Origin of the sequence: Amycolatopsis sp. NPDC051373 (assembly GCF_040689465.1) — a bacterium.
GTDB lineage: Bacteria > Actinomycetota > Actinomycetes > Mycobacteriales > Pseudonocardiaceae > Amycolatopsis.
Window position 1 is genome coordinate 25,232 of record NZ_JBFBAE010000035.1, and the last position, 20,553, is coordinate 45,784.

The window sequence follows — 20,553 nt, forward strand, 5'->3', positions numbered from 1 at the left end:
CCGGACGCGAGGACGACTACCGGGGGGTAGGGGATGGCCGGCAGCAGCGGACGGCGGGACTTCAACGAGTTCAACGCCAAGCTCGAGAAGCACATCGAGAAGCTGCCGGAGTACGCCCAGCGTGCCCAGGAGAAGCTGCAGCGGTACTTCCCGCCGGCCGATGAGGCCGGCGGGAAGCCCGCCGCGAGGCCGTCCTCGCCGAGGCGTCCGGCACCGAAACGTCCCGCGCCGCCCGTGGTGCGCCGGACCGCCGTGCCCACCGCGTTCGCGCAGGTGGCCGGCCAGGTCCCGGCCGTTGCCGAAGTGCGCGCGAAGTGGCAGCGGTGGAACGAACCCGCGGCCAAGCACCAGCGGCGCATCACCCGCACCTCCCGGGTGCTCACGTTGTGGCTGCTCATCACGATCCTGCTCGGCGTCCTGACCGTGCTCGCCGGAACCGGCCTGATGGGCGCCGGCGGCACCGACGTGGCCCAGACCGTGCTCGCGGGCTTCGGCACTGTCGTGTTCGGCACGTTCAGCGTGCGGACCGGCCTGAAGCTTCGTCAGCTGAAGAAACTCGAACTCCCGGCGGCGAGCAGCGCGGCCCCGCCGCCGCTGCCCCCGGCCGCCTCGGCCGCCCGTGAACCGATGGAACGGCTGGCGGAGTCCGAAGCCTCCCTCGGCGAGCTGTTGCGGCAGCTGTCCGTGCCGACCTCGCTGGGCACCACCGCCGTCCCCGAGGTCTCCGTGGCCGACGCCCGTGCCACGGCCCAGGAAGCGGCCCGCGCCCTGCGTGGTCTGGCCGCCCGCATCCAGGCCATCGAACGCGGCCGCAACTCCGCCCCCGAACGTGAGCGCGGCGCGCTGGACGCGGCCGTGGCGAAGCTGCGCGAGCAGCTGGACGACGGCATCGAAGGCTTCGGCAGCCTGGTCGCCGCGGCGGGACGCGCGGTCGCGGCCAGCAGCGACGGCATGGGCACGTCCAAGCAGGCGCTGACCGACGCGACCGACCACCTCGCGGGGCTCGCGCTGGCGTTGCGGGACCTGTCCTAGGGGCTGCGACGCGGTTCGGCGGGTTTTTCCGCGGGTGATTTTTCCCGCGTGCACGGATTCCCGTGCGGTGACGGGGTGCTGTGCACGGCACCGGAACGAGCCGGATGGCGCAGTTTGGGTTTCCGGTCGGCCTAGTCCCCGGCACCCCGCGCCGACGGTGGGTGAGTGTCCCCGAATACCGAAACAATGGCGTAATCCGAAACAGCTGGTTACGGAAACGCGTGCGGTTTAACGTTTTTCTCATGAAGTCAGTGGTGGCACCCGCCAGGATCGGCGCCTTGGCCTGAGGTTCCGCGGCGCCGGACGTACACAGTGGACTCATCCGTTCCGTCGAGGAAAGGACCCCCCGTGACCACGCTCCCGCCCGAACCGGAACCCGTGCCCGTCCCGCCACCCAGCTCGCACCAGAGGGTGGTGGCCGCGTTCGAACGCCTCGCGCAAGTCGACCGCCCCGAGCTGTGGATCAGCCTCCGCACGCTGGAAGAGGTGCTGGTCGACGCGAAGGCCGTCGACGAGCGCGTCCGCGCTGGGGAGGCCCTCCCGCTGGCCGGGACCGTCGTCGCGGTCAAGGACCTCATCGACGTCGCCGGGCTGCCCACCACCGCGGGGTGTCCGGGTTTTTCGCGGGTGCCCGTGACCAGCGCCACGGCGGTCACGCGGCTCACCGGCGCGGGTGCCGTGGTGCTGGGCAAGACGAACCTCGACCAGTTCGCCTCCGGGCTGGCCGGCACGCGCAGCCCGTACGGCGCGGTGGCTTCGGCCGGCGACCCCCAGAAGGTCGCGGGTGGGTCCAGCAGCGGTTCTGCCGTGGCCGTCGCGCTCGGGATCGCCGACCTCGCGCTCGGTACTGACACCGCCGGCTCCGGCCGGGTGCCGGCGGCGCTGAACGCCGTCGTCGGCCTCAAACCGACCCTCGGGCTGGTGCCGAAGACCGGGGTTTTCCCGGCGTCGCCGTCGTTCGACTGCGTTTCGGTGTTCGCGAGCAGCCTCAAGCTCGGCCAGCGCGCGCTCGCCGTGCTGACCGGCCCGGACGGCCAGGACGCGTCCGTGCGCGAGTGGCCCGCCGACGTCCGCCTCGGCGCGGGGGAGCGGCCGCGGGTCGCGATCCCCGACGACGCCGGGCTCGCCGCGTTGTCCGGACCGGCGAGGCGCGCGTTCGGCGTGGCCGTGGCGTCGCTGGAGGCGTCCGGCGCGGTGATCGAGCCGATCGATCTCGGTGTGTTCTTGGAAGCCGGGGAGCTGCTTTACGGCAGCGCGCTGGTGGCCGAGCGCTACGCGTCGGCCGGAGACGTGCTGGCCGGGAAACCGGAAGGCGCCGATCCGACGGTCGCCGGCCTCGTCGCGGCGGCGGGCACCCACCTCGCCCACGAGCTCGCCGACGCCCACGGCCAGGTCGCCCGGTTGCGCGCGGTGGCCCGCGAAGCGCTCGGCGAGTGCGACGCGCTGCTGCTGCCCACCGTGCCCGACCACCCGGATCTCGGCGAGGCGTTGGCCGATCCGCTCGGCGTGAGCGCGCGGCTGGGGAGGTACAGCGCGTTCGTGAACGTCCTCGACCTCGCCGCCGTGACCGTGCCGGTCGCGCCGGGGGACCAGCGGCCGTTCGGCGTCACGATCGCCGTGCGGGCGTTCGAGGACCAGATCGCGCTCGACCTCGCCGCGGTGCTCACCGGGGAGCAGGCGAGCGAGCCGTACCCGCCCGAAGGGGTCGACCTGGTCGTGTTCGGCGCGCACCTGCGCGGCCAGCCGCTGCACGACGAACTGCGGGGCGCGCGGTTCGTGACGCCGGTTCAAACCGCCGAGCGGTACCGCATGGTGCTGCTCGACACCGAGCCGCCGCAGCCCGGCGTGATCCCCGGCCACGGCGCGCTCGACGGCGAACTCTGGCGGCTTTCGCCGACGGGCTTCGGCCGGTTCGCCGCGGCGCTGCCGGAGCCGTTCGTGCTCGGGCACGTGGAGCTGGAGGACGGCAGCACGCCGCTCGCCGTGCTGTGCCGACCGGCCGCCACGGGCGGCGCGCCGAACCTCGACCGGTACGAGTCGTGGCGCGGCTACCTGCGGTTCGTCAGCACGGCCGGCCTGCGATCCCCCGGCTGATGCGGCGCACCAGCGCCGGTCCGTGCAGTGCGAAGCCGGTGTAGAGCTGTACGAGGCTGGCGCCGGCGTCGAGCAGCCGGCTCGCGTCGTCGGGGCCGAGGATGCCGCCGACGCCGATGATCGGCAGCTTGCCCTCGGTGCGCTCGTGGACGAAGCGGACGACTTCGAGCGAGCGCGCCGTGAGCGGGCGGCCGGACAGACCGCCGGCCTCGGTGGCGAGGTGCGCTTCGGCCGGGGCGACACCGTCGCGGGAGAGCGTGGTGTTGGTGGCGATGAGCCCCGCGACGCCGTGGCCGAGGCACACCTCGAGCAGCTCCGCGAGCGCCTCGTCGGTGAGGTCCGGCGCGACCTTCACCAGCAGCGGCGTGTCCCCGCCCAGCTCGGCGGACGTCTTGCGCAGCTCGGCGAGCAGCTCGCCCAGCGCGGCCTTGTCCTGCAACGCGCGCAGCCCCGGGGTGTTGGGTGAGCTGACGTTGATCGCGAAGTAGTCGGCGTACGGGTGCAGCGCGCGCAGCGAGAAGCGGTAGTCGGCCACGGCCTCGTCGAGCGGGGTCACCTTGGACTTGCCGATGCTGATCCCCAGCGGCACGCGGGGCTTGCCCTGCGCGGCGAGCCGGCGGGCCAGGGCTTCGGCGCCGTCGTTGTTGAAGCCCATCCGGTTGATCACGGCGTCGCTCTGGGGGAGGCTGAACAGCCGCGGCTTCGGGTTGCCCGGCTGCGCGTGCCGGGTGACGGTGCCGACCTCGACGAACCCGAACCCCAGCGCCGGCCACGCCGTGAGCGCGCGCCCGTTCTTGTCCATGCCCGCGGCCAGCCCCACGCGGTTCGGGAACCGCAGCCCCAGCACGGTGACGGGGTCCTTGGTGCCGTAGACCCGCGCGAGCGGCCCGAGCGCCGGGCCCACGCGGCTCAGCAGCCGCACGGTGCGCTCGTGCACCAGCTCGGGGTCGTGGTAGGCCAGCCGGTACAGCCCGGGGCGGGCGATCTTCTCGAAGAGCACGCGCCCATGCTGCCTCATCGGCTCCGCAGCGGCGTCCGGAACCCGGGCCACCTGTGGCGCGGGTCGCCGCAGAGACGCTCAGCCGGCGGCGCCTTCCTTCCACTCCTCTTCGAGCATGGCGTAGACCAGCTCGTCGGTCCACTCGCCCTTGACGATCTCGTTCTCCTTCAGGTGTGCTTCCTTGCGCATCCCGAGACGTTCCATCAGGGCGCTCGACGCGCTGTTGCGGCCGTCGCAGCGCCCCACGACACGGTGCAGGCCCAGGTCCTCGAACCCGAGGCGCAGCAGCTCTTTCGTGGCCTCCAGCGCGAGGCCGCGGCCGTGGTGGTCGGGGTGGAAGACGAACCCGATCTCGCCCTGGCGGTGCTCGGAGCTGAGGTACTCGAGGTTCAGGTCGCCGATCAGCTGGCCGGTCTCGGCGAGCTCGACCGCGACGGCGAGGAACTGGCCCTCCTGGGTCAGCGTGGAGCTGTGCACGCGCTTCGCGAGGGCGGCGGCGGATTCGGCCCGGCTGCGCGGTCCCCAGTAGAGGTAGCGGGCGACGTCGGCCCGGGACTGGAAGGAGTTCAGCGCGTCGAGGTCCTCGAGCTTGAACGGGCGCAGGAGCAACCGTTCCGTCGTGATCGGGTAGTCGGGCCGGAGCATGCCGTTCAGGCTAGCCACGTACGGCCGTTCGGGGTATGCGCCCGTGCCGATCGATCGGCGAAGAAGGGGGATCGATCGCCGGACGGTCGCCCAGCGGGGCCCGGCGGCGAGATCTCGTATATGAAGGGGTGCTCCCGGGGCGGCTCTCGGACGCCGTCAAACGTCCGAGTCCAAGCCGGACCGGTGCTCGAAAGCCCCGGGAGCCCGGTGGCTGCCTGGTATTCGCTATCAGGCAAACACGCGAAGCAGGCGATGAGCCGAAGGTGGCTCAGGTTGTATCGCTGCTCAAAGTCCCTACGCGTGCCATCCGCTAGCGGACAGTCACCTCACGAGTCCTGTGAGAATACAACTTAGGACCACCTCCTCTCTCGTGTAAGACCACGCTAACCGCGAATGCCGGTGCCCGGCAACATCATTTGGGCCAACTCACGGTTGCCTGCCTGGGATGTCCGAATCCGTTCGCCCGGCGCGAACAGCGGGCGGCGGACAAGGGCCGGCGGGCGCGGTCGGTTTGGCGTCGTTGCCCGGCGTGGCGGTTCAGTCCACCGGGCGCGGACCGGGCTGGCAGCGCGGGCAGAACCACGTGGGCCGCCGGTGGACGCCTTCGCCCTGGTCGTGGACCTCGACCCGGCCGCCGCAGCGGAAACAGCCCTGGCGCGTGCGCTCGTAGACCCAGTTGCGCCGGCCGCGGCCGAGGTCGCCGGTGGTCACCTGCTCGTGGCGCCACGCGTTGGCCAGCAGCAGCTTCCGGGCCAGCGCCACGACCTTCCGGGTGTCCACTTCGGACACCGGCGTCCACGGTGACACCTTGAGCAAGTGGCAGATCTCGACCTTGTACAGGTTGCCGACGCCGGCCATCGCCCGCTGGTCGAGCAGTGCGTCACCCAGCTCACGGTCCGGCTGCGCGGCCAATGCGGCCGCGGCTTTCTCCGCGTGCTCGTCGCTCCACTGTGGATCGAGCAGGTCCGGACCGAGGTGCGCGACGAGGTCGTGTTCCGCCGTCGTGGGCACGAGTTTCAGGTCGTGGACGCGGAAGCCGATCGCCTGCACGTCGGCCGTCGCGAGGATCACGCGCGCGTGGTGGGCCGGGGTGCGCCAGCGGCCGCCGGCGGGGTAGATGTCCCAGCTGCCGTCCATACGCAGGTGGCTGTGGAGCGTGAGGTCGCCGGAGAAGCGCGTGAACAGGTGCTTGCCGACCGTCCCGACGCCGAGCACGTCACGACCCGAGAGGTCCACAGTGGCCAGTTCGGGATGGCGGAACTCCCCGCGTAGCAGCGTCTTCCCGGCCAGCGCCTTGTCGAGCAGCTTGCCGGTCAGGAAAACGGTGTCGCCCTCGGGCACGGCTCAGCCCGCGGCGTCGGGCACGGTCGCCGACGGCTCGGCGGTGGTCTCGAGGGCCTCGTCCTCGTCGCCGCGCACGCGGTGGCGCCCGGCGCGGTTGGACCGCAGAATCTTGGCCAGCACCATGTTGAACGTCAGCGCGATCTCCTGGGCGCCGGGGGAGTGCCACTCGTGGATGGGGCTGCACGCGCCCTGCGCCTGCTGCACGGCCAGCCGGTCGGGGATCGCCGTGGGCATCACCAGCGAGCCGAAGTTCTCGCGCAGCTCGGCGACGCGGAACTGGTGCTCGTAGGAGCGCACGCGCAGCTTGTTGACCAGCACGCCGATCGGGCGCAGACCCGGGTTGCTCTCCTCGCGGATGCGCTCGATGGCCTCCAGCGCGCGCTGGGCGCCCGCCACGGCGTACATCGTGGGCTCGGTGACGATCAGAGCGCTGTCGGCCGCCACGAGGGCGGACTTCGTCAGCCGGCCGAGTGACGGCGGGCAGTCGATGACCACGAGCTCGTACGGCTCTTCACGCAGCGGGTTCTGGTGGAGCTCGTCGAGCGCGCGCGAGAGGTTCTCCAGGCGCCGGCCGTCGGAGTCTGGCTCGTTGAGCAGCTCCAGCTCCTCGGTGCCGACCAGCACGTCGACCTCGTCGCTCCACACGCTGGGCGCGATCGCGCGTTCGAGGACCGCCCGCGCGGGGGTCTCGAGGACGTCGGCGAGCGTCGCGTCGGTGTAGGGCGGATCGAGCGAGGTGGTGGCGTTGCCCTGCGGGTCGAGGTCGGCCACGAGCGTGCGGGTACCCCTACGCAGAGCGGCCGACGCGATACCGAGCGCGACCGTCGTTTTACCGACGCCACCCTTGAGGCTGAGAACGGCGACCGTGTGCACTCGGCACAGCCTACGGGCCGCGGGCGGGGCGGGTCGCGAGGAAGGTGCCGAACACCTCTTCCGGGCAGGCCCGGGTGACGGCGGGTGACCGGCAGGCGGGCACTACCCTGTCCGACTATGAAGACGGACACCGTGGCGGCCCGGGGTTCGGGCGCCGTTCGCCGGGCGCTCGAGGCGGAGCTGCGGGCTGCCCGCGCCCGCGGCGTGGAGCAGCCCTCCGTCGTCGACGTCGGCGGCGGCAGTGGCGGCTGGGCGGTGCCGTTCGCGTCGGCGGGCTGCCTCGTGACCGTGGTCGAGCCCAATCCCAACGCGCTGGCGACGCTGCGCCGGCGCGCCGAGGAGGAGGGCGTCTCGCACCGGATCACGGTGATCGCGGACGACTCCGACGCCCTCGGCGCCAACGTCGAGGCCGGCTCGGCCGACCTCGTGCTCGCCCACGGCCTGCTCGAGGTCGTCGACGATCCGGCGGTGGCTCTCGCCGCGCTGGCCGCGGCCGTCGCACCCGGCGGGGCGCTGTCCGTGCTCGTGGCCAACCGCAACGCGGCCGTGCTGCATCGCGCGCTGGCCGGCCGGATCGCCGAGGCCCAGCGGCTGCTCGACGGCGCCGACGGCGTGGTGCCCGGCGGGCGCGACACCGTGCTGCGCCGCTTCGACAGCGCCGGCCTGACCGACCTGCTGGTGGCGGCGGGCCTCGAGGTGACGCTGCTGCAGGGCGACCGCGTGATCTCCGACGTCGTGCCCGGCGAGGTGCGCGAGGACGAGCTGGCGGAGTTCGAGCTGGCGGCGGCCGCGGTGCCGGCGTTGCGCGACGTGGCCGGGCGCCTGCACGCGATAGCGCGGCCCGCGCAGGTCTGAACCTGCGAGCTTCCGGCGCTGAGCAGGGCGTTCCCGGAATTGTCGGGGGTCCCCGGTAGCGTCGGTTCCCGTGGGGAGCAGAAACACCGAACTGCCCAGCGGCATGGGCCGCTACCGCGTCACCACGGGTGCCGAGACGCTGCCGGACGACACCGGCTGCGGGATCCTGCACGTCGACATGGACGCGTTCTTCGTGTCGTGCGAACTGAGGACCCGGCCTGAGCTGGTGGACAAACCCGTCGTGGTGTCCGGCGGCGGGCCGCGGTCGGTGGTGGCCGCGGCCAACTACCCGGCGCGCAAGTACGGCGTGCAGTCGGCGATGCCGTTCTCCACGGCGAAACGGCTGTGCCCGCACCTGATCTGCATCACGCCCACGTCGGGGCTCTACGGCGAGGTCTCGCGGCAGGTGATGGACATCTTCCGCGAGCTGACGCCGCTCGTGGAGCCGCTGAGCCTCGACGAGGCGTTCCTCGACGTGAGCGGGGCGTTGCGGCGGCTGGGGGCCACGCCCGCGCGGCTGGGCGCGCGGATCCGTTCGCGGGTGCAGGCCGAGCACGGGATCACGTGCTCGGTGGGCGTCGCGAAGGTCAAATTCGTCGCGAAGCTCGCGTCGGGGATGGCGAAGCCCGACGGGATGGTCGTGGTGCCGGCGGCCGAGACGCTGGCGTTCCTGCACCCGTTGCCGGTCTCGGCGCTGTGGGGAGTGGGGAAGCGCACCGAGGAGCAGCTGCGGGGGCAGGCGCTGCACACGATCGCCGACGTCGCCGCCGCGCCGCCCGCGCGGCTGCGGCGGTCGCTGGGCAACGCGATGGGGGACCAGCTGTGGGCGCTGGCCAACGGGCACGACGACCGCGCCGTGGTCCCGGAGGCGGCGGAGAAGTCGATCGGGGCGGAGCGGACGTTCGACGTCGACCTGCACAGCCGCGACGAGCTCGGGCTGGAGCTGCTGCGGCTGTCCGAACGGGTCGGCGCGACCCTGCGGGCGCGCGGGCTGCGTGGGCGCACGGTGTCGATCAAGGTCCGCTTCGCCGACTTCACCACGATCACCCGGGCGCGCACGCTGTACGCGGCCACGGACGTCGCGCGCGACATCCACCGGACGGCGGTCGAGCTGCTGGCCGAGCACGCGCCCACGGGGGCCGTGCGGCTGATCGGCGTGCGCGTGGAGGGCCTCGACACGGGCGAGGGCGGCGAGCAGCTCCAGTTCGCCTCCGCCGAGCCGCGCTGGCGCGACGCGGAAGTGGCCGCCGACGTGGCGAGGTCGAAGTTCGGGTCGGCCGCGGTGCGTCCGGCGTCGTTGCTGACGCCCCGCGAGACGTGAACTGCGTGGCCCATTGTGTCGTCTATTGTGTCGCCCGTTGTACCGTCACCGGGCCGTCGTGACCCAGTGTCAACCCACGTCAGTCGTGATTTCCCCCAATTCGATCCCTTCTGGATGCGGGATCGGGTAGTCGGACGCGCGCGGGGCTCGTATCCTGGACAGTGCCGCCCCGCCTGGGGCCGGCAGTTGGGTCCAGAACGTTGCGCGGCCCGGCGCCCGCGACAGCTGTGCCGGAGGAGGAAAGATGCCACTCTCCGAGCATGAGCAGCGGCTGCTCGATCAGATCGAGCGCGAGCTCTATGCCGAGGACCCCAAGTTCGCATCCACGGTGCGTGGCACCCGGTTGCGCCGCCCCGCCCGTCGACGGCGCATCCAAGGGATCGCGCTGTTCGTGGTGGGGGTAGCGCTCCTGGTGCTCGGCGTGGTGGTGCCCGTGCTGCGGGTCGCCGACATCCCGTTGATCAGCGTGCTGGGGTTCCTCGTGATGTTCTTCGGGGTCATGTTGGCGGTCACGTCGATACGGCACGGCGACAGCGGTGGAGGCGGCAAAGACTCCGGCCGCGGCGGTGGTGGCGGCAAGGGATCGGGCGGCAAGAGCTCGTTCACGCAACGGATGGAAGAGCGCTTCCGCCAGCGCTTCGAGGAGCAGTAGCTCCCTTCGGCCACGTCGTGGGATCCGCGCTTCACCCGGCTGGGGTGGAGCGCGGATTCTCGTGTGCGCGGGTCCAGCCGAAGCAGCCACGGCGCGGGCGTTGTCCGAGGCCTGTTCGATCGTGCACCACCGGGTGACTCTTCGGCCCCGGGCCGCACGTGCCGGGCCGGGTCGTCACACCCCTGCCGGCTCACCCAAGACAAGCCGCCGGCCCCGGTCGTCAGGGCCGACGAGCCGGGGCCGGTAACCGCGTCAGGTCAGGAGCGGCGTCGGAGGATCGACTTCGGGAACAGCCGTCCCCGCCAGGACAGGGGGGCCGTCGTACGCAGGCTGTGGCGGAGGCGGTCGAAGGCCGGGGCCAGTTCCGGGTCCGCCGTGGTCGCGCCGCTGTACCAAGTGCGCTCGACGGCGCCGATCACCGTGCGCAGGCTGTCGCGGCCGGAGTCGTCGAGGTGGTGGCGTTCGGCGATCTTCTGGCCGGCCACGCGGACGGTGTCGCTGCCGGCCAGCGGCAGGCCGCGGTCGGCGCACTCGGCCTTGAGTTCGCGCCACGCCGCGTCGGCGGAGCCGGGGGCGTGGGTGACGATCGCCTGGAGGTGGCGGCGGCGGGAGAAGTCGCGCAGGGCCGCTGGGCCGCCGAAGCCGACCAGGAGCAGCACGACGATCACGGCGAACCACCAAGCCACGAGGCCGGCCAGGAAACCCAGCGCGGCAACGAGGAGCACGCCGCCCGCCAGGGGCAGCCACAGGGCGACCTGGCTGGTGCGTGCGGCCGTGGGAGCCGGGGCATGGACCAGGACGTCGCCGTCCGGGACGGCGCCGGGCGGCAGGCCCGGAGTCGCGGTACCCGGAGCGGGAGGCCGCCGCCGCAGGACGTACGCCGTGACCACCGCCGCGGCACCCAGGACGGCGAGCACGGCGGCGAGGATCGCGAGCCAGCCGTCGTGCGATTCGGCCGTGGCCGTGGTGGTCGGGGTGGCCTCGTTCTGGCCCTTGTCGAGGGGCGACTGCGTGGCCGGGGCGTTGGAGCGCGGCGCGGTGGGCAGATCGTCGGTGGCGTCTGGCTGCTGGGAGTTCTTGTTGTTCTGCTGCAGGTACGCCGGGACGATGCCGCGGCCGTCGGCGAGCGGCGTCGGATCGAAGCTGACCCAGCCCTTGTCGCCGAAGTACGCCTCGACCCACGCGTGCGCGTCCTGTGAGCTGATCGACTGGTAGTCACCCTTCGGCACGCCCGGCGTGAAGCCGATGGCCACTCGCGCGGGGATGTGGGCGACGCGCAGCATCACGGCCATCGCCGACGCGTACTGCTCGCAGTAGCCGCGCTTGCCGTTGAGGATGAAGTCGGCCAGTGCGTCCGCGTCGGTGGCGTCCGCGGTCTTCGTGTCGTACACGAAACCGTTCTGCGCGCTGAAGAACTGCCACAGCGCGGTGGCCTTGTCGAAGTTGTCGGTCTTGCCCGCGATGAGCTGGTTGGTCTTCGCGACGACCCGTGGGTCCACTCGGCCGATCTGCGAGTAGAACGCCGGCACCTCGTCGGACTTCGGATCAGTGGCCCGCAGCTCGGCGGCCGTCGGTTCCTTCAGCGACGCGACCTCGGTGTAGGTCGGCGCGGACTCGCTCTTCGTGGTGAACACGGCGCCACTGACCCGGTCGTACAGCCACTGCGGCGAAAGCCCGCGCAGCGCGCGCGGTGCACCGTAGACGGGCAGCCAGTTGTCAACCCACTGCGTGGGCTGGATCTGGATCTGCCGCGACACGCCGGTGCCGTCGTCGCCGGGCGCCGCGGGCAGGGTGCTGTTGGCCAGCACACCCGTCTGCGCCTGACCGCCGCCGCGCAGGCCCCAGCCCTGGTTGGGCGTGTAGGTGTCGAGCGTGAACGCCCGGAGGTACCGCCGGTCGTTGCCGAGACCACGGACCTGGAACAGCTCGGTGTTTTGACCCTGGTCGAGCAGGCCGCGCAGCTGCGTGAACGGCGCGACGCCGAACCCGCCGCTGCCGTCACCGCCCGCGCCCGAGCCGGCGCCGAAGGGGATCTTCCCGACGGTGCCCACCCACGTGATCCCGCCGCCGAGCAGACCGAGCACGACGGCCGCGCTCACCACGGCCACGGGCGCCTGCAACGCTCGCGCGCGCCCGCCCGAACCCGGTGCCTCACGGTTGCGCCAGCGCCGGTGCCGGTGGTTGCCGTCGAGGGCGAGCAGGCACGCGAACGCGGCCGCGCCGAGCAGGAACGTCCACCACGGCAGCATTTCGTCGGACAGCGCCGCCGGCACCGCGTACACACACAGGAGGACCAGACCGGTCGCCGCCGGTGCCGCGGCGGCCACCGCGAGCGTGTCGACGAGCACCGCGACCAGCCCGATCGCGATCGTCACCAGGCACAGGATCGGCTGCGTGCCCTCGACCGGCGGCAGCCCGGTGCGGATCTGCTCGGCCGACGCCGCGAGCGTCGCCTGCAGCTCGCCGAAGGCCATGGGCCCCGGAATGATCTTGAGGACGCCCTGCGTGGTGAACGCGCCCGTGACCAGGAACAGCAGCACCAGAAGCTGGCCGAGACCGACCAGCACGGTCGGGGCGCGCAGCGAGCGCAACGCCAGGCCGGTCGACGCGATCAGGATGACCGCGACGAACAGGTAGCCGAACCACGCCCACCCGGAAACGACGCCGGTGAGCGACGTGGCCGCGCACAGCGTCGCGATGCCTGCGGCGACCGGCGGCAGGATCCCGCTGGACCAGACCGGCGGCTGGGCGGCCGGCTGCGGGGTCGGCGTGTGCGGGATCGGCGGGGGAGCCTGGGAAACGGGCGGACGGGGTGCCGTCGTGGTCATCGCGCACCGCCGATCAGGGCGCCGCGGTGGGCACCCGTGCGGCACAGCTCGGCCCACGCCTGCGGCATCTGCGTCTGCGGGCCGGCGATCACGACGCCCCAGCCGTTCGCGCGCAGCAGCTCGGCGGCGTCCTTCGTGGCCGCGGCCTGGTGGTCGGACGAGCCGGATCCGGCCCAGCTCGGCGTGTCCAGCACGACCGCGAGGCTGCGCACACCGCGTGGGCGGTAGCGGGCCAGCTCGTGCACCGACTCCGCGCTGACCGTGCCGAGCACCGCGATGAGCTCCTGTCCTTCGGCCGGGTCGTGGCCCAGTGTCACGTCGCGCTGATGCGCGGGCTGCAGCCCGGCCAGCGCGTCGAGCACCACGTTGTCGTAGCCTTCGCCGCCTTCACCCGGGGTGTCGGCGAGCGCGATGCCATGTTCGGTGACCAGGCGGACGCGGTGGCCGGAGCGGCGCAGGTGCAGCGCCACCGAAGCCGCGAAAGACACCGCCCACTCGAGACTGGCCGTAGGCCCGGTGCCGTGGTGGGCGGCGGCGCGGTGGTCGACCAGCACGGTCGTGCCGCCCCGCCACGGCCGTTCCTCCACGCGCACCATGACCTCGTCACGGCGGGCGGTGGAGCGCCAGTGGACCTTCCGCATGTCGTCGCCGGTGCGGTAGTGGCGCACGATCACGTCGGGCTCACCCTGACCGGCGTGCAGGCGGACGGTGCCGTCGTCGCCCGCGCCGACCCCGGCGCCGCCGGGCAGCCCCCAAAGACCGACCACGCGGGGCACCACCACGAGCCGCGAGTGCCCGATCAGCTCGCGTTCGAACTCGCACAGCCCGAACGGGTCGGTGATCGTCGCGCGCAACGGGCCCACCTGCTGGATCCCGCGCAGCGGCGGCTGCAGCGGGTAGCGCAGCAGCACCCGGCGATCGTGTGGCAGCCGCTCGACCACGAACCGCGGCTTCGAGCCCAGCGCGTACGGCACGCCGTCCTCGAGCAGGACCTCACCGCCCGGGAGCCGGCCGCTGCGCCACAGCTCGAGGTGCACCTCGCCGCTCGCGCCGACGGCCACACGTTCCGGCCGCAGCGCCCGCGTGGCGCCGAGCCTCAGCCGGGTCGCCGAGATGAACGCCGCGACCAGCAGCGGCAGCGCCACCACGAAGACGGCGACGCGCAGCAAGTCACGCTCGTTGAGCACCAGCGAGCACACGGCCGCGGCGATCCCCGCGGCCAGGAGGCAGCGGCCACGGGTGGTGAGGCCGGACAGTGCACGCAGCATGCGGTTCTCGGATTCGGGTAAGGGGATCGCCGGTCAGCGGGTGCCGGTGGAGCCCTGGGGGACGGGGACGCGGTGCAGCACAGCGCGGACCACGTCGGTCGCCGAGCGGCGGGCGGCGTGCGCCTCGGTGGTGAGCACGAGCCGGTGCGCCAGCACGGGCACGGCGACCGTGTGCAGGTCGTCCGGCACCACGTACTCGCGGCCCGACAGCGCCGCCTGCGCCCGCGCGGCGCGGACCAGGTGCAGCGTCGCGCGCGGCGAGGCGCCCAGCCGGATCTCCGGCACCTGCCGCGTCGCGGAGACCAGGTCCACGGCGTAGCGGCGGACCTCGGGCGCCATGTGCACCGCGCGCACGGTCTCGATGAGCCGCTGCACGGTCGCCCCGTCGGACACCGCCGACAGCTCGGCCAGCGGGTTGTGGCCCGCGTGCTCGTCGACCATGGCCAGCTCGGCCTGCTGGTCGGGGTAGCCGATCGACACCCGCGCGGTGAAGCGGTCGCGCTGGGCCTCGGGCAGGGCGTAGGTGCCCTCCATCTCGATCGGGTTCTGTGTGGCGATCACCATGAACGGCGCGCCGAGTAGGTACGTGCTCGTGTCGACCGTGACCTGGTGTTCTTCCATGCACTCGAGCAGCGCCGACTGCGTCTTCGGCGAGGCGCGGTTGATCTCGTCGCCCACCACGATGTTCGCGAACACCGGGCCGGGCCGGAACTCGAACTCGCCGGTCTGGCGGTTGTAGATCGACACGCCCGTGACGTCGCTCGGCAGCAGGTCGGGGGTGAACTGCACGCGGCTCACGGTGCAGTCGATGGACCGCGCGAGCGCCTTGGCCAGCGAGGTTTTGCCGACGCCCGGCACGTCCTCCACGAGCAGGTGACCCTCGGCGAGGAGGGTCACCAGCGCGATCCGGATGACGTCGGGCTTGCCGACCAGCACGCGTTCGACGTTGGCGGCGATCCGGCGGGCCGTGTCGTGCAGCTCGTCGAGGGACACTCTCGGGGCGTACCCGTTGCCTCGCCCGTTCGGGGCATCCGCCGAGGGGTAGGGCGGCTGCCCGGCCCCGCCGCCCTGCGGTCCGGCAGGGGTGGCGGACTGGATTCTCGACGTCACTCGTCCTCCTGGTGGCGCATGGCTGTGCGGCTTCCACCGGCTCCGCCGGGTCGCTCGCTGTCCGCGCAGCGATCAGCCTTCCATGCAGTGTGTCAAACTCGGGCGAACTCGGCGCCGGAACCCCGCGAACGGCCGCCGATGACTCTCCGGTAATGACCTCCGTCCACCGTTCGGGTGTACGGAGGCCCGTTTTCGGGTGCTCCCGCTGACGGACTGCTCTCACGTATGCTCCGAAACCGAGGTCGCTCGACTACGGAGAGGCGTAACCGCTCATGAGCGAGGTGGGGGCCGCACCGCTGCCCGACGTGCCGGGCCTGACGAGTTCGGGATCCGGCTCCGGCCGGTTCGCGGTGGCGCTGGAGCTGGCGACAGCCACCTACACGAAGCTCGGCGAGCTGCAGGACGTGGTGGGCGAGATGGTCCGCGAAGCCAACGTCCTGGGTCGCTCGGTGCCGCTCGGCAGCGGGTACGCCGGCGAGGTCGGCGCCTTCATGGCGCAGTACGGCTTCGGCCGAGACGGGTCGGCGGTCGCGCAGCTGACCGCGTTCGGCAAGCAGATCGAAGACCTCAAGGAACGCATCGCGAGCGCGTTGAAAAAGTACCAGCGCGAAGACGACGCGGCGGCCGCCGGCGTGGACTGCGCCGGTGGCTGAGCCCGTGCGCAAGCTCCTGCTGCTCGTGCCGGTCGTCCCGGCCCTCGTGGTGCTCGCCGCGTGCGGCCGCCCGGTGACCCCGAAGGCGGTCGCGGCCGACGGCGGCCCGGAGCCCGCGCCGTCGAGCGCGGCCCGCGAGACGCTGGCCGATCTGGACCCGTGCGCGCTGCTCTCGCCGAGCGACCGCTCGAGCGCGGGGCTCACCGAGCTGGGCAAGCCGAAGACGATCGGCCCGGCGCGCGCGTGCGACTGGACCGTGCCCTCGACGTTCGGCGTCACGGTCACGCTCGACGAGACCGCCGGGCTCGCCAACCTCGACGTCTCCCACGGCACCCGCACCAACAAGAAGGTCGGCGCGCACCAGGCACTGCAGGTGGCGGACAAGAAGGCCGCCGCCGGCACGTGCGCCGTGCTGCTCGGCGTCGGGGAGTCCGCGAGCGTGCAGGTGGACGTGAGCAACGCGAGCTTCTCCGACACCACGCTGGCGTGCTCCCGCGCGGCGACCGTCGCCGGGCTGGTCGAGCCGAAGCTGCCCTGAGCGTTTCCCGATCCCGTCAACCGGAAGGTGTGCCGTGTCCGCAGCCGTGCCCGAGCCGACGGCCCGTTACGAGTCCTTCAGCCACGAGGCGCTGGCGGCGCAGGTCGAGCACGGCAACGACCCCGTCGCCGCCGGCCAGGCCGGGGCGCGCTGGACCGAGCTGGCGCGCAAGTTCGAGGACTCGACCGCGTCGCTGGCCGCGCTGTCGGCGGGCAGCCACGAGACGTGGGAAGGCGAGGCGGGCGACGCGATGCGCGCGGTGCTCGCGCAGGCGGCCGGCTGGCTCGGGGAGTCCGCCGCCGTGTCCACTGTGGTCGGTGACTCGGTGGCGGGGCAGGCCGACGTCGCGGCACGGGCGCGGGCCGAGATGCCGCCACCCGTCGAGTTCGACCCGGCGGCGATGATCCGCTCGGCCGCCGCGAGCGGCAACGTCCTGGAGCTCGCCGGGTTGTCCTTCGCGATGGACGCGCGCCGCGCGGAAGCCGAAGCGGCGCGGCAGAAGGCGATCGACGTCGTGCGCACCCGCGATACGGCGTTGCACGGGCTGGTGCCGGGCATCGCGTTCCCGGACGCCCCGGCGCTGGGCTCGGGGCCGGCTTGATCCGGCTCTCCGCGTCGGCCTTCGACGTGGTGTGGCACGACCTCGGGCTCGGCCACGTGCCGGTGCCCTTGGCGGTGCCCGGCGTCGGCGCGACGGAGGCCGAACGCGCGGCCGTGCGCGCCGAGGTCTACCGCGGCCTGACCGACCGCGGCCTCTTCGACGGGCAGCTCGCGCCCGAGCTGCAGAACCGGCTGAGGCTGCTGGACAGCGGTTCGCGCTACGTCGCGTGCGAAGCCCTGGTGGACATGACGGCCGACACGCCGTTCCGCGCCGTGACCGCCGTGCGCGGACGCAACGGGGTGCTGGCGGTGCAGCCGGAACGGACGATCGGGCTCAGCGAGATCCGTGAGGGGGAGCTCGTGTCGGCGCTCGTCGAGGTGCTGCCGGAGCTGTCCGCCGGGCCCGGGTTCGGTGTGAGCCTGCCGGCTTCGGGGTGGGATTCGACGTCGGTCGCGACCTCGGCTTCGACGGCGCGCCAGGCGGAGGAGGTCGCCGCGATCCAGGCGCGGCCGGTGTTCGCGGCGGGGCAGTTCGGCGTCTACACGCGGGACAGCGGCGGGCGGATCGAGCGCTGCGGCGGGCTGACCTGGTTCGACACCGACGTGGGCGCGTACTCCGCCGGCGTGTCGAGCGGGCGGGGTGGCCAGGACTGGGTCAACGTCGCCCCGGTCGACGGGCCGCGGCTGGTCGAGCGGGTGCTGGCGCTGTTCTGCTGAGCCGGCCGGCACCTCACGCGAGGTCGAGCAGGCCGGTCGCGCTCACGTCGAGCTCGTGGAGCACCAGGCGGCTGCGCAGCTCGCGCACGCCGTGCTCGCGTTTGAGGCGGTCGACGACCGTTTCGAACTCCGCGGGGTCCAGGCAGGCCAGGCGGAGCTGGTAGTCGTACTCGCCGGTCATGCGGGCGCCCGACACGACCTGCGGGACGCCGTGCAGGTCGCGTTCGAAGTGGGTGCGGTCGATGTCCTCGCGCAGGCGTATGTCGCTCACCATGGTCAGGCCGCGGCCCAGGGCGGCGGGGTCCAGATCGGCCCGGAAGCCGCGGATGACACCGGCGGCGCGGAGGCGGCGGACCCGGTCCGCGACGGTGTTGGCCGACAGGCGCACCTGGGCGCTGAGCTCGTTGTAGGTGCGGCGGGCGTCCTCTTCGAGGAGCCGGACGAGCGAGCGGTCGATGGCGTCCACCCGGTCGATTGTGCAGAACTCGGTGTGACCGGGCAAGGGCCGAGGAAAGCTCGGCGGTGACGCGGCGGGTCCCGTGATTTCCGAGCCACCTTCGGCGGACTTCCTGGAAACGTTCAGGGCATGGAAGTCCTGCTGCCGCCCGTTCTGCCCGTGTTCAGCGTCCTGCTCGTGACCGTCGTCCAGCGCCGCTACGGCCCGCGGCTCGGCGGGCGGCTCGCCGGCTTCCCGACGACCACCTTCCCGTTCCTCCTCGTCCTCCTCGCGCGCGACGGCACCGCCGCCGTGGCCGACGCGGCGCGCGGGATGATCGCCGGCCAGCTCGTGGTGGCGGCCTTCTGCCTCGGCTACGGCCGGGTCGCCCGCCGGGTGCGGCGCCCGGCCGTCGCGGTCACGATGGCGCTCGCCATCGCCGCCGGGGCGTTGTCGCTGGTGGCCGAAGTGCGCTCGCCGTGGCTCGCGGCGGCGGTGACCGGCGCGGTCGTCCTCGTCGGGCTGGTGACCTGGCCGCCGGCGCCCCGGGTCGACACCGTCGCGCCGGCCCCGCGCTGGGACGTGCCCGTGCGCGTCGGCGCCGCGGCGGCCGTCGTGACGGCGCTGGCCGTCCTGTCGAGCCTGCTGGGCCCGCACCTGGCCGGCGTGCTCGCCTGCACGCCGGTCGTGCTGGCGATCCTCACCCCGACCACCCACCACGGGTCCGGCTTCGCCGCCGCGGAGACCCTGGTGCGCTCCGCCTTGCGCTCGCTGCCTGGGACGCTGGTGTTCGCCGTGGTCACGGCGTGGTGCGTGGTGCCGCTCGGGCCGGTGGTGGCGTTCGCTCTGGCGGGGGCCGGGCTGCTGACGGCCGACCACCTCGTCGGCCGGTTGCCGGCCGCACGGCAGCCGGTCGGGGCAGGTCAACCCCGCTGACCCCACTTCGCGGCGTGATACTTCACGCCGTGGCGGTCGGAATGCCCGGCCGCACACTGGGGTTGTCGCCAGTAAGAGAAGCGTGGGAGGAGGCGGGCGTGACGAGCCTTGAAATGGCGGACACGGAGTCCGGAGCGGTCGAGCACCGCACGCGGGCGCGGCGCCGCCTACCCTGGCGGCCCGCGCTCCACTGGGCTGTCGTGGCCGCCGCCCTCGGGTACCTCGTGTGGCGCGTGCCGGAGCTGGCCACGGAGTTCTCGCAGCTCGACCACGTGCAGTGGGGCTGGGTCGCGGCCGCCGGGCTCGCCGGGCTCGCGGCGCTGGCCGTGTACGGCGAACTGCACCGCCAGCTGCTGCTGGTCGGGGGAGCGCACGTGCCGGCCTCGACCGTGCAGGGCATCACCTTCGCGCAGAACGCCGTGTCCACCACGGTCCCCGTGGTCGGCGGGGCGGGCTCGCTCGCCTACGCGATCAACCAGCTGCGCCGCCGCGGCGTCGACAGCGCGCTGTCGGCCTGGGCGGTCCTGCTCGCCGGCGTGATCACCACCGTGCTGCTCATCGTCCTCGGCTGGTTCGGGCTCGCCTGGGCCGGCCGGGTGCCGCTGCGTCTGGCGGTGCCCGCGGCCATCGTGGTCGCGGTGGGTTCCGCCGGGGTGTGGGCGCTGCTGACGCACCCGGCCGTCCTGCAGCGCGGGCTCACCTCACTGCTGCGTGTGTTCGGCCGCACCCCGGGCACCTGCGCCACCTGCCGCAAGACCTGGCTCGAGAAAGCCGACGCCGCCGCGCTGCAACTCTCGGAACGCGTCGCGCGGCTGCGCCCGGGCGGCACCCGCTGGACCATTCTGCTGGTCCTCGCGCTCGCCAGCTGGGGCTTCGACTTCTTCGCCCTCATCGCCAGCGCCGAGGGCACCGGCGCGCACATCCGCTGGGACGTCCTCGCCGTGGGCTTCCTGGTCGTCCAGGCCAGCATCGCCCTCCAGATCCTTCCCGGCGGCGCCGGCCTCGCCGAAGCCGGTCTGCTCGGCGTGCTGGTGGCCGCGGGCGTCCCCGCCGCACCGGCCGCCGCGACCGTGCTCATCTACCGCGCGATCAGCTGGGCGGGCCTGTCGCTCGTCGGCTGGGTCGTCTACGCCCTGCAACCGCACGCGACGCCGGCCCACGGCCACGAGCCGACCGCGGCCGCCGCCCTGCCCCAGGCCTGATCCGCCCTCACGTTCGAGCCCGGTGGCCACGGGCGCCCGGTGACTGCGAGGGTCCGGTGGCCTTGAGTGCCCGGCGGCTGCGGGGTGCACGGTGACTGGGAGAGTCCGGTGGTCATGAGTATTCGGTGGCCAAGAGCGCACGGTGGCCGCGAAGGTCCGGTGGCCACGGGTGATCGGTGACCGCGAGGGCCTGGCGACCACTGGCGTCCGGCGACCGCGAGTGCTTGGTGACCACGAGGTTCCTGGGCCACCGGCGATCGGTGACCGCGAGGCCCAGCGACCGCGAGGACCGGCGGCTGCCTGGGTAACTACGAGGTCCGTCGAATACGGCGACCACGGGCGTCCGGCGACTGCGAGGGTGCGCGGTGACTGCCGAGCGTCCGGCGACCGCGAGTGCTGGGCGACCGCGAGTGCTGGGCGACCCCGAGGGTCCGGTGGCCACGGGCGCG

General features: G+C 73.1%; 19 protein-coding genes. 11 read left to right on the top strand and 8 right to left on the bottom strand.

Annotation, left to right across the window (positions count from 1 at the left end; genetic code table 11):
• The first annotated feature begins 33 nt into the window (after positions 1–33).
• Complete coding sequence (locus AB0383_RS43175; RefSeq protein WP_364186410.1) at positions 34–1,032, top strand: hypothetical protein; 999 nt, start codon at positions 34–36, stop codon at positions 1,030–1,032.
• A 348-nt stretch (positions 1,033–1,380) separates the two neighbouring features.
• The gene (atzF, locus tag AB0383_RS43180) at positions 1,381–3,126 is read left to right on the top strand and encodes an allophanate hydrolase (RefSeq protein WP_366190305.1); all 1,746 of its coding nucleotides are present in this window, start codon (positions 1,381–1,383) and stop codon (positions 3,124–3,126) included.
• On the opposite strand, the gene AB0383_RS43185 is transcribed toward atzF, so the two are convergent.
• The 4 genes from AB0383_RS43185 to AB0383_RS43200 form a co-directional block, all read right to left on the bottom strand.
• Entirely contained in the window at positions 3,095–4,126 is a 1,032-nt protein-coding gene (locus AB0383_RS43185) for a quinone-dependent dihydroorotate dehydrogenase (RefSeq protein ID WP_366190306.1), read from the bottom strand. The genes atzF and AB0383_RS43185 overlap by 32 nt on opposite strands.
• 78 nt (positions 4,127–4,204) lie before the next feature.
• A complete protein-coding gene (locus AB0383_RS43190) occupies positions 4,205–4,771 on the bottom strand; it encodes a GNAT family protein (protein ID WP_364186406.1) in 567 nt (188 codons plus the stop codon).
• Positions 4,772–5,308: 537 nt separating this feature from the next.
• A complete protein-coding gene (locus AB0383_RS43195; RefSeq protein WP_366190307.1) occupies positions 5,309–6,112 on the bottom strand; it encodes a DNA-formamidopyrimidine glycosylase family protein in 804 nt (267 codons plus the stop codon).
• Between the two features lie 3 nt (positions 6,113–6,115).
• On the bottom strand, positions 6,116–6,988 hold the full coding sequence (locus tag AB0383_RS43200) for a ParA family protein (protein WP_364186402.1): 873 nt from the start codon (positions 6,986–6,988) through the stop codon (positions 6,116–6,118).
• 117 nt (positions 6,989–7,105) lie between these two features.
• Between AB0383_RS43200 and AB0383_RS43205 the strand changes: the two genes are divergently transcribed.
• From AB0383_RS43205 to AB0383_RS43215, 3 genes are all read left to right on the top strand, one after another.
• Positions 7,106–7,843: a methyltransferase domain-containing protein gene (locus AB0383_RS43205; protein ID WP_366190308.1), complete on the top strand. Its 738-nt coding sequence runs from the start codon at positions 7,106–7,108 to the stop codon at positions 7,841–7,843.
• Positions 7,844–7,946: 103 nt separating this feature from the next.
• Positions 7,947–9,164, top strand: coding sequence for a DNA polymerase IV (locus AB0383_RS43210; RefSeq protein WP_366190321.1), 1,218 nt, complete (start codon positions 7,947–7,949; stop codon positions 9,162–9,164).
• Positions 9,165–9,408: 244 nt separating this feature from the next.
• Positions 9,409–9,816 carry a DUF3040 domain-containing protein gene (locus AB0383_RS43215; protein ID WP_364186400.1) on the top strand — a complete coding sequence of 136 codons (408 nt, stop codon included), beginning with the start codon at positions 9,409–9,411 and terminating at the stop codon, positions 9,814–9,816.
• A gap of 257 nt (positions 9,817–10,073) precedes the next feature.
• On the opposite strand, the gene AB0383_RS43220 is transcribed toward AB0383_RS43215, so the two are convergent.
• Genes AB0383_RS43220 through AB0383_RS43230 form a run of 3 tightly spaced genes read right to left on the bottom strand, consistent with a single transcriptional unit; the run spans position 10,074 to position 14,905 of the window.
• The gene (locus AB0383_RS43220) at positions 10,074–12,644 is read right to left on the bottom strand and encodes a transglutaminaseTgpA domain-containing protein (protein ID WP_364186399.1); all 2,571 of its coding nucleotides are present in this window, start codon (positions 12,642–12,644) and stop codon (positions 10,074–10,076) included.
• Positions 12,641–13,912 (bottom strand): DUF58 domain-containing protein, encoded by a 1,272-nt coding sequence (locus AB0383_RS43225; protein WP_366190309.1) that lies wholly within the window; start codon positions 13,910–13,912, stop codon positions 12,641–12,643. The genes AB0383_RS43220 and AB0383_RS43225 overlap by 4 nt, the downstream gene beginning before the upstream one ends.
• A gap of 33 nt (positions 13,913–13,945) precedes the next feature.
• The gene (locus tag AB0383_RS43230; protein WP_255638198.1) at positions 13,946–14,905 is read right to left on the bottom strand and encodes a MoxR family ATPase; all 960 of its coding nucleotides are present in this window, start codon (positions 14,903–14,905) and stop codon (positions 13,946–13,948) included.
• Between the two features lie 389 nt (positions 14,906–15,294).
• Here AB0383_RS43230 and AB0383_RS43235 point away from each other — a divergent pair, with 389 nt between their 5' ends.
• From AB0383_RS43235 to AB0383_RS43250, 4 genes are read left to right on the top strand one after another with little or no spacing between them, the layout of a single operon-like run.
• Positions 15,295–15,675, top strand: coding sequence for a hypothetical protein (locus AB0383_RS43235; RefSeq protein WP_366190310.1), 381 nt, complete (start codon positions 15,295–15,297; stop codon positions 15,673–15,675).
• Positions 15,668–16,213: a DUF3558 family protein gene (locus AB0383_RS43240; RefSeq protein WP_364186396.1), complete on the top strand. Its 546-nt coding sequence runs from the start codon at positions 15,668–15,670 to the stop codon at positions 16,211–16,213. The genes AB0383_RS43235 and AB0383_RS43240 overlap by 8 nt, the downstream gene beginning before the upstream one ends.
• 34 nt (positions 16,214–16,247) lie before the next feature.
• Entirely contained in the window at positions 16,248–16,814 is a 567-nt protein-coding gene (locus tag AB0383_RS43245) for a PPE domain-containing protein (protein WP_364186395.1), read from the top strand.
• On the top strand, positions 16,811–17,530 hold the full coding sequence (locus AB0383_RS43250; RefSeq protein ID WP_366190311.1) for an ESX secretion-associated protein EspG: 720 nt from the start codon (positions 16,811–16,813) through the stop codon (positions 17,528–17,530). Before AB0383_RS43245 ends, AB0383_RS43250 begins: the two co-directional genes overlap by 4 nt.
• A 13-nt stretch (positions 17,531–17,543) precedes the next feature.
• On the opposite strand, the gene AB0383_RS43255 is transcribed toward AB0383_RS43250, so the two are convergent.
• A complete protein-coding gene (locus AB0383_RS43255) occupies positions 17,544–17,996 on the bottom strand; it encodes an Lrp/AsnC family transcriptional regulator (protein WP_364186393.1) in 453 nt (150 codons plus the stop codon).
• Positions 17,997–18,116: 120 nt separating this feature from the next.
• Between AB0383_RS43255 and AB0383_RS43260 the strand changes: the two genes are divergently transcribed.
• Together AB0383_RS43260 and AB0383_RS43265 are read left to right on the top strand one after the other, a co-directional pair.
• On the top strand, positions 18,117–18,902 hold the full coding sequence (locus tag AB0383_RS43260) for a hypothetical protein (protein WP_364186392.1): 786 nt from the start codon (positions 18,117–18,119) through the stop codon (positions 18,900–18,902).
• Between the two features lie 98 nt (positions 18,903–19,000).
• Positions 19,001–20,104: a lysylphosphatidylglycerol synthase transmembrane domain-containing protein gene (locus AB0383_RS43265; protein WP_366190312.1), complete on the top strand. Its 1,104-nt coding sequence runs from the start codon at positions 19,001–19,003 to the stop codon at positions 20,102–20,104.
• Positions 20,105–20,553: the final 449 nt, after the last annotated feature.